Raw genomic sequence first — 12905 nt, 5'->3', positions numbered from 1 at the left:
CGTTACGTTTGGCGATGACGGAGGTGAGGAACTCTTTATCCTCATCGCTCAACGTGACGACGTAGGTTGGTCTACGGCCGGTGCGCTTCTTGGACCCTTGTGAATCTTTCGCCGCTTGGGTTGCTCCTCGATATCTGCTTAGCTATTGTCATTGCCTTTTCCTCTAAAGAGTAGGTGTATAGTGGGTTCAACAGGGGCCGAAACTTGAAAATTCCTGTTTCACAGCGAAACTTTGGCTAGGGACACTAGCGACAAGATTCTCATCGACTCAGGCTACTTCGATAGCCTTTGGCGTGTGATAAGGTTTTCTCACAGAAAGCGTTCTCATTGGTTGGCCGTATGGGATGCTTTTCTACACCTCTTGTATAAGCTCAGGGGGCACTTTCTTCAGTCTTGGGGGACTAATTTGCAGAGTCGGTCGGTGGTTCTAGGCTTAGTTTTCTGTTCTTCCGTTTCACCCGTACCTATATTCTCCTCGTTCTAAGGGTGAACCGTGTCCCGTATCGTGAGTAGTTTCATCTTTGTCCCTTGGGTCCTAATGTCATAGGCATAATACTGTAAGGTTTCGGTGAGGTAGATAAGGCCTTGAAGGTTTGCCTTATATGGACGTTGTATTGCTCAGTTACTACGGTGAGATCCAACTGAAACGTCGCTTGTAAGGAGATCCGTCTAGTTCTCGTCTTTATGGTGCAACCAAAGCTTTTAGAACTACTAAAGAGTGTTCCTTTGATAGCTCCGCATCTCTGCATGAAGGATCTAATATGCACATAGGACAACCCCGAGTGCACTCGCAGGTGTCGACGGTTCGATACGCAACTTCGAGGAGCTCCCTCCATCTTTCAAAGATTGCTTCAGTGATCCCGCTACCCCCAGGAGTTTGTTCATAAAGACTAAAGCGAGGGTACTCGTCTCCCTTGAAGGAGATCCCAGTTACATCTTGAGACGCAGCAATTGCGATCAAGGAGACGGCTTTAGTCGTTGCGTGCTCTAGCGCATGTATGCCTTCAAACAGATCGTCAGGAGATAGAGATCTGAAGGCACCATCGGGGTGAAATCGAGCAGTTACTGCATAGGTGTCAAATGAGGAGGACGGACCTACGACCCGACCCTTTTTTTCAACCGGAGGGGATCCAGAGAACTCTTTGTACCCTAGGACCTGATCCACTACTCGGACCTCTTCAAGGGTCAGCGTAAGGTGCCGTGATTCTTGGCGTTTATTTAGTAGCGTCTTCGGTGTAACCGTCTTTAGTGTCTGAGCTACAGTAAAGGCTTGCTGGGTCTCAATGTAAGCATGTATCTCACGCTTTTCGTGGTCCACCTTTTTGACCCGATACAGCACACCTTGATGAGGAAATATTGCCTTTAGATAGGCTTCTCTAAGAGCTTGTTCTTTCGAGATCTGTTCTTCGTGGCTCCTTACGTCTTTACGACCGTGAAAATGGATCTTATAACTTGGTCCAGAGCTGACTATAAAGCTGTGATATCGATGAGGCATCTTGAACTTCGGACTAATCTCTCCGTTTTCGTCGCTTACTAACGCCCCCTTCTCGATGCCCCCGTCGACCGCCGCTCGAAGTCTTTCACCAAAGAAGGCACTGTCCCGATCTAGATTTATCGGTCTTTCCTTGGCTATCAAAGGTAGCTGAGACTCAAGTACATATAGGTTCCCGGGTTCAACGACCGCACTTTCAGGATGAAAGGCGAAGGGATTGACCGTGTTTTTGACTAAGTACCGGGAGATTGGATCGGCTCCAAGAACAAGGACTATAAGAGACTCTTGCCCCATGCGACCAGCGCGCCCAGCTCGTTGAAGCAGTGACGCAATAGACCCAGGGTATCCATTTAGCACAACCGTATCTATCGACCCGATATCAATACCAACCTCTAAAGCAGATGTTGAAGATATCGCCTTTATTGCACCGTCTCTTAGCTGGCTCTCGATCTGCCTCCTCGTGGCGGCAGGGTACCCTGCTCGATAGGCTGAAACTATATTTGCTCTATCAGATGCCTGCCTGGCTAGTCGTTCTGCGGATTGCCTAGAGTCGGAGAAGGCTATAACCTTCCTACGACCTCTGACCAAGTGCCTAACCAAGAGAGCGGACTGCGTGGTGACAGCTAGGTCAGGCGACATAAGTGCGTCCCAGAGAATCAGCGTCCTCGGCATTCGAGCAGATCCGTCCGAATCTACTAGGTGCAACTTTCTGCCTACGAGGCGCTCGCCGTGCTGTCGAGGATTACCGATAGTCCCTGAGGCTAAGAGGAACTGAGGTTCGGAACCACCTGACTCCGCTATAAGGCGTCTAAGGCGGCGAAGTAGCAGGGAGACATGTGATCCCAAGACGCCACCGTAGACGTGGGACTCATCGACTACGACCACCTTTAGATTGGCTAAAAATCGTTTCCATCCTTTAGGCCAGCCTAGATATAGGTTCATTGCGTGGGGATTAGAGATGATTATGCGCGCACTTTCTCGAATGGCGGATCTCTCCGAAGACTCAGTGTCCCCGTCGTACACAGAAATGTCAAAGGTCAGTTCCATTGAGGCAATCATCTGCCGGATGGAGTCGACTTGGTCGTGCGCAAGCGCCTTTGTGGGGTAGAGATAGAGGGCCGTTGCTGCGGGATCCTTTAGCAGTTTCTCAAAGGTTGGGAGGTTGAAGGCGAGTGACTTGCCTGAAGCAGTTGGAGTGGCCAGTACGACACTATCTCCTGCCCGCATATGTTCTACAACCTCCCGTTGGTGGCGGTACAGAGTGAGGTTCTTCCTATTTAGGAACTTAGTTATGGCTTTTGGAAATCCGCCTAGGTCTTCAAAGACCGGATTTCTTCTGGGTTCTTTAAACTCTGCCTTTATATTGTCGTGGTAAAATCCGATCCGTTTCAGATAGGCTACAGGATCGTCGCTCTGGTGGTCTGTCTGAACGTCTCGCTCCGTTGCACCTTGGGGAGAGATACCTACGGAGTCGGCAAATCTGGCCAACCTTTCACCTAGATCAACATCCCTTGGGGAAGCTCTTCCTCTAGCTGACAAACCTGACCCCCATAAGAAGCTTTGGAGACAGGGAGAACGGCAGGTTGAGGGTCATCGTGGTCTACTCTATATCTCGGTAGGACCTATCCACAGACATACGACCTAGCCACAGACAAAGGGTTTTAAGATCAAGACTCGCTAAGACGGTCCATTTGAAGCATGACTCAGATGAGTCGCGCTCCACCTGTAGCTACTTGATGCCGCAACAACTTTGGTTTGCTGTCTAGTTCTTCGATCCGTAGATTGCGTATTTTACTTTGGCTTGGACGAGGTGGAAAGTACTGTCCGCTTCGCATTGGATCTAGATTGTTTCAGGAGATGAATGAGTTCAGTCCGTTTTTTTATGAGGCCCTCGAAAAAAACACTTTTAAACCCACAGAGCGTTGCATAGGGCCGTGGAATCCAAAACATCAACACGGGGGGCCTCCGATAGCGCTTTTAGGGGAGCAGTTTTTTCGGTACAAGACGAATATCGATAGCTTCATAACCCGTTTTACTGTAGAGCTACTCGGTCCAGTCCTCCTTGATAAGATGACCGTCCGGGTATCGATGCTGCGTTGGGGTAAACGGATAGAGCTTTTGGAAGGGGTTGTATACCAGGGCGATAGAGTGGCGATGCGAGGGGTATGTTGGAGGTTCCGGAGGGGCGATACCGAGGAGTCCATCCTCAGTACCTCTATAGGTAGTGTGGACCTGCCTGAAAGGGATACCGTTGTAAACTTTCCCTCTAGAGATCGGGTACCGTATATCGATTCGATGCAGTGGCGCTTTGTCTCGGGTAGCTTTGACGACCCTGGTCCTGCGGTGGTTTGGTCAAGACCAAGGTTTCCACTCATAGAAGGTGAGAATACATCTCCTTTCGCTCGTCTACTTCTAATGCTTGACTCTGCCAATGGAGTATCGTCGGTTCTGAATTTCAACGAGAATATATTTGTGCCAGTCGATATGACCGTTGCGCTTTTGCGAGAGCCAGAAGGAGAGTGGCTGGGAATGTCAGCTGAGACAGCTATTGGACCCCTAGGGGCAGGATTGACAACGACGGAGATGTTTGACGGATCTGGAAGCTTTGGGCGCTCTACCCACACGCTCTTTGTTGAGCAAAGGGGAGAGTGACAGATGTTGCAACAAGGAGATCATCACATTTGAGTCATTTGTTTGGCTCTAGATAGTCGGACATATATGCACATAGTTAGAACCTAACTGCCGTTGTGCTCGAAGGCGATGAAATCCTCGATTACTGCTGCGATGGATAGAAGCTCTATCTCCTGTTTGGGTTTACCGATAAGGAGAAGTCCTACCGGTAGACCATCGATATCTCCAACCGGCATTGTTAGCGACGGATACCCGCTCACCGCCGCAATTGAATATCCAGCACCTAAGACAAAGTCTCCTAGCCTTTCGTCTATTAGTGGGGCTGGACTGATCGTAGGAGCCGCAATAACATCGAGACTATAAGTTGAAAAAGCCCGGTCGAGGCGTCTTATAGCATTGGATCTGTTTGTAGCTAACGCCTGAAGGTATCGCAGGGAAGACAGGTCTGACGGTCTCTCAAGCGCAGACTCAAACAGTTCCTGGCCAAATAGCCCCATCTCTTTGTCTTTCAAGGCCCGATTTTCGTTTACGAGCCAATTCAGGGCTCGACCGGTGACGTGACTCGGTAAGGATCGCGAAGCTAAGTATTCCTCGATGCCGTATGCAAACTCGTTAAGAAGCACCTCATACTCGAGTTCGCTCGAGACTCTTAGGGCGTTACGTTCACCGCTATCACAGTCATAGACTACATCTAGCCTCTTACTAAGTTCCTTGAGGGTAGCGTTAACGATCTCGTCGGTGCGTACATGATATCCAAACAGCGATGAGCTGGCGACGCCGATTCGGGGAGTTTTGGTAGTTTCAAAGGTCTCTTTGGTGTACTCCTTTATCGAATCGAACAAGGAAAATGGATTTTTGAGGCCTGCCATTGTGATAAAGGCGCGAGAAAGATCGAGGATGGATCGTGCGATTGGACCAACGGTATCTTGACTTTTGGCGATGGGTACGACGCCCTTAGTGGAAAGGACTCCGTGGGTAGGCTTTAGAGCCGCCACCCCGTTGAAGGATGCAGGGCACATAAGAGAACCATCGGTCTCTGTTCCCACTGCAATTCGTACAACGCCCAAGGAAACCGCTACCGCCGATCCGGAAGACGATCCCCCTGGAGAACGGCGCGGGTTCAAGGCGTTTGCGCATTGACCCCCAACAGCACTCCAGCCACTTATGGAGTTTGATCCTCGGAAGTTAGACCATTCAGAGAGGTTTGCCTTGCCCATAACGATGCAGCCCGCAGCGCGCAAAGCTGCCAAGACTGGAGCGTCGGAGCGTGGATGAGGAAGTTGAGCTAGAACTAGTGATCCAGCGGTGGTCGGCATGTCAGCGCTATCGATGTTGTCTTTCACCAATACTGCAACACCGTCGAGCAGAGAGCGCTGTTCGAACTTTTCTGAACTTACGCGAGATCTCTCGTAACTGCTAAGTGCGCACTCATCTAGGTAGGTTAGGTATCTATAGGTCGCATTAGTCTCGTTGATGAAGGATACGCAGTCCTCGAAGGCGTCTCCGACCGTCATGGACCCATTTAGTAGGTCACTTTGTAGCTGTTCGATCGAGGTGAGGCTGCGAAAATGGTTAGAGTTTTGAGGAGACATGGATCCAGACTATGGGAAAGAAGGCAGAAGAAGATACGAACCACAAAAACAAGTTCATTCAAGAACAACGAAGGGAGTAAGTAGTTTGACACCAATAAAGATCGTCCTGTGTGACATGGACGACACGATCGTTGTTCATCGCCCCTACGCAGATCAACTTTGGAGAGAAGTGGTTGGGGCACTTTCGATCTTTTCTGCCTCGGTGCGTGACGCCTTGGCAGAGGCCATAGTCAGTATGCGTCATAAGTTTTGGCAAGACGAGAACCTCTCCGAGTGGGGGCGTCTTAGGATGAGGGAGGCTCGTAGGTACTTTGTTCTCCAAGCCTTCGATGTGCTTGGTGTGGATAAAGACGACGAGGTTATTGATGTACTGGTTGATGAGTTCTCGAGGCTGCGGGAAGAGTCACTCTTGTTTCCTCCTGAAAACGCTGTGGCACTACAAATACTAAAGGAGGCCGGCGTAGCTTTAGCCTTAGTGAGCAACGGTCAAGGTGATGCACAACGAACAAAAGTCAACAGGTTTCACCTTGATAACTTCTTTGACGCCATATTTATAGAGGGCGAGATTGGCGTGGGAAAACCTGACTGGGAGATCTATCGAATGGTTCTTGGTCGCTTTGGATGCGAGCCAACAGATGCGGTGATGGTGGGGGACAACTGGGAGTGGGAAGTTGCTGCCCCTATCAGCTATCAGATGAGGGCTATCTGGATCCATTCTGATGATGCGACACCTCCGCTGCCAGTCTCAGGGTCGTTCTTGGGACGAGTGAGCAGCTTTGCTAAAGTCCCGGAGCTGCTCGCAGCAGCGAATGTGATGCCGTAAATCATCTATCGAAACTGTATAAAAAGCGAGACTATGATCTATAGTTGTGCGACCGGAAAAAAGCAAGAGAACTAAGTACTTCGGACCGAACTGGTGGATAGCCGACGGACTATTTCCAGATGACTTGAAAGACAAGCTAGACGCTGGAGCCACTACCTTTGACAAGAACGAGTATTGGCACCTTGTAAGACTTTACGAGCGGACTTTGAAGTACAAGGCACCTATGTACACAATATTTTTTCTTCTCTTGGCTCTACTTGTAACCGGAGTATTTTTAGGTCACTTTGGGATTCTGCAGTCCTTTTTGGCGCTCGTGGGTCTCTATGCGGTTATAGCTGCGGTAGTTCAGTTCAAAAACGCAAACAAGGTCTTGACTCCAATAATTCAGGAAGGTCGTGCCAAGGGTCTGATCGACGATACTGAGTCGAACTCTCAAGGGTCCTAGGTATGAAGGAGTCGCTAAGCGAACCTTGTGCCCCCTTATAGAAGCTAAGTGAGACGCACTTACATTGCTATCGTTGTAGCTTTAGCCTATCAATCACTGTTTGTAGATCTTCGATGGACTCTGGATTGGCCATTGAGCCCTCAGAGACGGCGTCACGGAGAAAAGTGGCACCAAATGCTTTTCGTATCGGAACCTCCATCTTCTTGCCGTTTATCGTACGAGGTACAGATTGGATAGCTTCGATTATGTCGGGCACATGGCGAGGTGAGAGTTCTCGGCGAATGGCATCTCTAATCGTTTCTTTCAAGTAGGAGTCGAGTTCTCTAGCGTCTGTGACCACAAAGAGCACGAGACGACCGTTCTTTTCGAAACCAGAGGTATCCACAACCAAAGAGTCTTTGACTCCAGCGACTCCCTCGACTACTGCGTAAAAATCAGCTGTACCCATACGGACTCCATCGCGATTTAGGGTCGCGTCCGACCTGCCATAGACGATGTAACCTCCATCTGAGCGTTTCTCCGCCCAGTCTCCGTGCCTCCATGCACCTTCAAACGTTGCAAAGTAGGCTTCATGCAAGCGTAACCGATCGTGATCGTTCCAAAAATATAAAGGCATTGAAGGCATCGGATTTCTGATCACGAGTTCGCCGACTTGATCTACTACCTCGTCACCTTTGTCATCGAAGACCGCCACATCTGCACCCAGCATTGCGCACGATATCTCTCCCTCTCTTATTTCGTGCAGAGGAGATGATCCAAGAAAGGCGGTGCAGAGGTCGGTGCCACCGCTTGCCGATACTAGAGAGACATCTGACGATAGGTGGCTATAAACCCAGTGGTATACGTCGCCTGTGAGTGGAGCACCGGTGGATCCAATCGTCTTTACACTTTCCAGCCCGAGCTTACCGAGATCTACCTGTGATCGCATGCAAGATGCGAGGTAAGGAGCACTAGTTCCTAAATGGGTGACTTGGTTTTGAGCACAAACTTTAAAGGTGTGCTCTACCTCAATGTATGTCGGTGATCCATCGTAAAGAAGTACGGTAGCGCCTGTTAGTACTCCTGAGACGAGGAAGTTCCACATCATCCAACCGGTCGTCGTGTACCAAAAAAACCTAGAGCCAGGTCCAAGGTCAAGATGAAGAGATAAGACTTTGGAGTGTTCGAAGACGATCCCACCGTGGCTTTGAACTATCCCCTTTGGTAGACCTGTAGTTCCCGAAGAAAAAAGTATCCAAAGTGGGTCGGAGAACTCCATTGGTTCAAAGAACATATCGTGGTCACCAGAGTTTATAACGTCTTCAAAGCACAGCACAGTCCTTTCAAAGGCAGCTAGGCTGGCTAATGAGTGAGCATCTCTGGCGTCCTCCAAAGCTGTCAGCATAACCGCCTTTAGCGATGGAAGTCCTCTTATGATCTCTTTTAGGTTTTCTTCTTTGTCGAATTTTTTGCCGTTAAAGCGGTAGCTAGTTGTGGCCAGTAGAAACTTGGGAGAGAGTTGCGCAAATCGATCTAATACGGCCCTGGTTCCAAACTCGGGAGAACACGAGGACCATATGGCACCAATGGATGCTGTGGCCAGCAGTCCTACCAAAGATGCTACGGAGTTAGTAAGGTAACCGCAAACCACGTCACCCTTGCTAAGTCCAACTTGCTTTAGTTGGTTGGCGACTCGTCCAACCAACTTTGCTAACGACTCCTTTGTGTAGGAAGTAGTCTTGCCGTCCTCATCAATCTGTACCACAGCTTCACTCTCGTTTGCACAAGCCAGTGCAAGCTGTGCGTAGTTGAGTCGAAACGAGGAGTCAGACAGCCATCTAGCTCTCTCTGCATCTCGTGAGGTGAGTACGTCTTGCTTGCGTTTAATCTGTAACTTAGGCGACAGATGTGTAACTCTGCTCGTCTCGGCGAAGTAGTTCCACCAGAGTACCCAGAACTCCTCCATCTCTTCGACGGAGAAGTTATGTAATGAGTCATAGTTCGGGAACTCTCTTCCCAAGTGCTGCTCTAGGTAATCGATGAACCTGGCGATATTGGAGGAGTTAAGGTCGTACTGTGACGGTTTATGGAATGTCTTTGCCTTTTGAGTCAAGCGGATCTTCCTTTCCATCTGTTATTTCAGTGGAGTACACCTGGACCATTAATGGTACTTTATCTCTTGTCTTATACCTCGCGTAGTTGCCGAAGGCCCTAACTTTGTAGTTTCAATGTACAACTATCTAGCTCTTGAGGCTAAGGTAGTTGGAGATTAGTTAGTTGAGAAAGGGTGTAGGTGAAGTACAACAGATTAGGTAGGTCGGGGCTAAAGGTAAGCGAGCTATCCCTTGGATCGTGGGTCACCTTCGGTACGCAGGTTGATACCGGGGCGGCCGCTGAGGCGATGGCCGTTGCTTACGACGCTGGAGTGAACTTCTTTGACAACGCTGAAGTCTATGCGGGTGGTGAGTCAGAGCGAATTATGGGGGAGGCGTTTAGGAGGCTCGGATGGGATCGGGAGAGCTTTGTTGTATCGTCCAAGTTTTTTTGGGGGATAACACAGGGTGTAAACACCAAAAACACGCTAAATCGTAAGTATCTGATCTCTGCGGTCAACGCCTCTTTGGACAGGTTTGGACTGGACTATCTTGACTTGATCTTTTGCCACAGGTCTGATCCAGAGACACCTATCGAAGAGACGGTCTTTACTATGCACGAGCTTGTCGCATCCCACAAGGCTCTCTACTGGGGCACTTCGGAGTGGAACGCTGAAGAGATTAGGGCAGCGTATGAGATCGCAGAGAGACACCATCTTCACAAGCCGGTGATGGAACAACCCCAGTACAACATGTTTTACCGCGAGAGAGTAGAGGTGGAGTACAGGCGCCTCTATGAGGACTATGGAATGGGTCTTACTACCTGGAGCCCTCTTGCTTCGGGTCTCTTGAGCGGAAAGTATATAGATGGCGTCCCCGAGGGCTCAAGAGCTTCTCTACCAGGGTACGAGTGGCTCAGAGCCTCCTTGACCGATCCAGAGAAAAATAGAAAGGTTCGGGAGCTAAAGACCGTTGCTGACAGCCTTGACTGCACACTTTCTCAACTCGCCATCGCCTGGTGCACGAAGAACCCCAACGTATCGACTGTCATAACCGGTGCTTCTTCCCCACAGCAGGTTAGGGAAAACATGGTAGCAGCCGAGGTCGCTACCAGGCTCGATGACACATTCATGACCAAGATCGATCACATTTTAGGTTCTAACTAGCAGGTAGGCATCTTTACAGGTTCTACCTGGGGTCAAAGAACACTAACGATATTTCCTAAGTAGAGCCTGTAATGTAACTGTACTATCATCTCGCGCTTGGGCTGATAACCTTGTCCTTCTGATACTTTTTTAGAGTGAACTTAGCACTATTCTTAGCGGTTGCAAGGGATTTGAAAACGGGATTTGTGAAGAGGTTTCTCACGCTGTGCTTGGTTGCCTCGACCATCACGTTCGCCCAAGGTCTAGGAGTAAGTACCCCCAACTACCTCACCTTTACGAACTACGGTAGCGATGTCGTTGTGATGGGGCGTATCTTCAACGATCGCTCACCGGTACTGTCTTCTCATCCGATTCTCGCTCCTGATGCGCAGATCTGGCCAGCGCCAAGACGTCTCTCACCAATGATTCCACAAGCGCCTTCTTATGAGGGGGAGTGGAGCCCAGTTGGTCAACGAGGTCTAGGCGGAGCAGTTGTCTTTGATACAGTTGTTACTCCCTATCCTGGCGCCACTACGGTCAGCGTGGCGTGGATAGACCAGACCAACGCCTCGCTCTCCATATATGCAGGTACAACTCAGCCGCAGGGGAGTTTTCCATATCAAGGTTACGTTGCTCCATCCCTACAGAGCCAGCTCGTTGCAGCCTTCGAAGGGGGTTTTCAGTTTCAGGTCGCCAATGGAGGGTTTTATGAAGCTGGAACTACTGCTATTCCTCTACGTTACGGAGCAGCCTCGCTTGTTCAGTACGACAACGGTACCTTGAACATAGGGTCATGGGGACCTGAAGTTCAGATGAACAGTCAGGTCTATGCGGTCCGACAAAACCTAACTTTGCTAATTGATAATGGGTCGATATCACCGGAGACGCAGGTGAATCCTTTGGTTACGTGGGGCTACTCGTTAGGTAATTTGCTTGCAACCTGGCGTTCCGGTGTGGGAATTACAGCAGGGGGTAATCTGATCTGGGTGGGAGGTCCAGGTCTCTCCCCTTACATGCTGGCCAAGGTGCTTCAGTGGGCTGGTGCGGTAAGGGCTATGCAGCTAGATATCAATCCTGACTGGGTTAACTTCGCAACCTACACCTACCAGCAAGGCATAGGAGCAGTTGGGTCTAATCTAAGTCCGGCGATGTATTTTCCCGCCTCTCACTACCTCTCGCCGTTTTGGCGTGACTTTGTGGCTGTGTTTCTACGTAACTAGCTTCAATCTTTGCCTAAACGAATACAGCATTCAGATCTCACGGATAGTTACTGACACTCACTCCAATTGTACTAATGGCCTTGGAAGGGCAAAGTTAGGATGAATAACTGTAATTTACATGTGAATCTACACATAAAGGTAGCTGGGTTATGATAGCGTAAGGCTGACACTCCTTGTGATGATGACTTTGTCTTCTGTCATCAGTTGTCACGGATTGACGCACGGGCGGTGTCGATGTCGAATAAGTGAATGGAGAGGTATTTTGAAGAAATTGAAGCTGAAAGCTTCAAGGAGCAAGATCACTACCAAGTTGGGTGTGGGTCTTGCCCTTGGATCGATGGTGGCACTTGGGGCCACTTCAGCGGCGCCACTGACGGAGTCAGCGTTAGCTTCTAGTTCGCTTCAGTCGGTGCCACAAGGTATTGGTGCGGCAGTGATAGCTAATGCAACGCCTGTTGGTCAAACAAGTTCCGCTCAGTTAATGACGGTATCGTTCATCTTAAAGGCGAACAACCTATCGATGCTTGAAAACCAAGTGTCTAATGGATGGACTGGTCCGTATCTGAAGGTTTGGCAGTTTGCTCAGATGTACGGTCAAAGCATGAGCTATATCGACATGCTGAAACACTACTTAGGCACATATGGGATTTACTCTCATGCCTATCCAGACAGACTGGTAGTAGTTGCGGAGGGCACGGCGTTGCAGTTTGATCATGCATTATCTGTGTTGCTTGACAACTTCAACCTCAAGACCCCTTCGGCTACACTTACGGGTAGTTCAACCACAAGGACCTACTACGGATCTAAGACGAATCCCATGATGCCAGGGAATCTTGCTTCGAACATAGTGGCGATTCTTGGACTTACCAACTACCAGCCCTTTGTATCTCAAGCTCTTCCAGCTGTTGGTGCCCAAAGCACCTCAGAAACCCAGGCTCAGCCCAATACCGCAACGCCTGGCCTCTCTATCAACCTGGGTCCCAACGAGCATCTACCGTCGTTCTTTGTAAGTCACTACAACCTGACGCCTCTGCAGCAAGACGGTGCACTGGGTCAGGGACAAACGGTTGGAATCGTAACCCTTGCAAGCGTAGATCCATCTGTCCCAGAGACGTTTTGGCGAGCGACTGGGATACCGGCTTCACCGTCACGTATTCAACTTGAAAACGTAAACGGAGGAGCTGGTCCTGTCAGCTTGAACGCTGGCTCAGATGAGACGACGCTGGATGTGGAGCAGTCGGGATCTATAGCTCCAGATGCAACAGTGAGAGTGTATCAAGCTCCAAACACCGACTACGGATTTGTTGACGCTTTCTTCAAGGCGGCATCACAAGATGCAGCTGGCTCAATCTCTGCCTCTTGGGGTGAGTCCGAGACGGCGATTCAAGCGTCTGTCAACGCTTACCAGGAGTCGTCGGGTTATGCTGCAGCCTTCAACGAAGCGTATCTGGAGTCGGCAGCTCAAGGACAGTCCACGTTTGTGTC

Annotated in this window: 9 protein-coding genes; 6 read left to right on the top strand and 3 right to left on the bottom strand. The window is 49.7% G+C overall.

Annotated elements, in window-relative coordinates; genetic code table 11:
* Positions 1–682: 682 nt before the first annotated feature.
* Positions 683–2980 carry a DEAD/DEAH box helicase gene (locus BUA24_RS10880; protein WP_143146533.1) on the bottom strand — a complete coding sequence of 766 codons (2298 nt, stop codon included), beginning with the start codon at positions 2978–2980 and terminating at the stop codon, positions 683–685.
* A 369-nt stretch (positions 2981–3349) separates the two neighbouring features.
* Between BUA24_RS10880 and BUA24_RS10875 the strand changes: the two genes are divergently transcribed.
* Positions 3350–4144, top strand: a complete 795-nt coding sequence (locus BUA24_RS10875; RefSeq protein ID WP_072792442.1) for a thioesterase family protein — start codon at positions 3350–3352, stop codon at positions 4142–4144.
* Positions 4145–4227: 83 nt separating this feature from the next.
* On the opposite strand, the gene BUA24_RS10870 is transcribed toward BUA24_RS10875, so the two are convergent.
* A complete protein-coding gene (locus BUA24_RS10870) occupies positions 4228–5715 on the bottom strand; it encodes an amidase family protein (RefSeq protein WP_084660448.1) in 1488 nt (495 codons plus the stop codon).
* Between the two features lie 85 nt (positions 5716–5800).
* Between BUA24_RS10870 and BUA24_RS10865 the strand changes: the two genes are divergently transcribed.
* Both BUA24_RS10865 and BUA24_RS10860 read left to right on the top strand, forming a co-directional pair.
* The gene (locus BUA24_RS10865) at positions 5801–6538 is read left to right on the top strand and encodes an HAD family hydrolase (protein ID WP_178138812.1); all 738 of its coding nucleotides are present in this window, start codon (positions 5801–5803) and stop codon (positions 6536–6538) included.
* 46 nt (positions 6539–6584) lie between these two features.
* The gene (locus tag BUA24_RS10860) at positions 6585–6983 is read left to right on the top strand and encodes a hypothetical protein (protein WP_072792434.1); all 399 of its coding nucleotides are present in this window, start codon (positions 6585–6587) and stop codon (positions 6981–6983) included.
* Positions 6984–7050: 67 nt separating this feature from the next.
* Here BUA24_RS10860 and BUA24_RS10855 read toward each other — a convergent pair whose 3' ends face one another.
* Entirely contained in the window at positions 7051–9093 is a 2043-nt protein-coding gene (locus tag BUA24_RS10855; RefSeq protein ID WP_084660447.1) for an acetoacetate--CoA ligase, read from the bottom strand.
* A gap of 162 nt (positions 9094–9255) precedes the next feature.
* Between BUA24_RS10855 and BUA24_RS10850 the strand changes: the two genes are divergently transcribed.
* The 3 genes from BUA24_RS10850 to BUA24_RS10840 all read left to right on the top strand — a co-directional run.
* Entirely contained in the window at positions 9256–10221 is a 966-nt protein-coding gene (locus tag BUA24_RS10850) for a potassium channel beta subunit family protein (RefSeq protein WP_072792432.1), read from the top strand.
* Between the two features lie 134 nt (positions 10222–10355).
* Positions 10356–11420: a hypothetical protein gene (locus BUA24_RS10845; protein ID WP_143146532.1), complete on the top strand. Its 1065-nt coding sequence runs from the start codon at positions 10356–10358 to the stop codon at positions 11418–11420.
* A 271-nt stretch (positions 11421–11691) separates the two neighbouring features.
* On the top strand, positions 11692–12905 hold a 1214-nt coding region (locus BUA24_RS10840), incomplete at its 3' end, for a S53 family peptidase (RefSeq protein WP_245790465.1).

This window comes from Ferrithrix thermotolerans DSM 19514 (assembly GCF_900128965.1).
GTDB classification, from domain to species: Bacteria; Actinomycetota; Acidimicrobiia; order Acidimicrobiales; family Acidimicrobiaceae; genus Ferrithrix; species Ferrithrix thermotolerans.
This window is presented reverse-complemented; position numbering and strand designations above follow the sequence as displayed.

Excerpts from the sequence above, each read along its gene's own strand:
- BUA24_RS10875 (WP_072792442.1), top strand. The coding sequence starts at position 3,350 with ATGAATGAGTTCAGTCCGTTTTTTTATGAGGCCCTCGAAAAAAACACT.
- BUA24_RS10870 (WP_084660448.1), bottom strand. The coding sequence starts at position 5,715 with ATGTCTCCTCAAAACTCTAACCATTTTCGCAGCCTCACCTCGATCGAA.
- BUA24_RS10855 (WP_084660447.1), bottom strand. The coding sequence starts at position 9,093 with ATGGAAAGGAAGATCCGCTTGACTCAAAAGGCAAAGACATTCCATAAA.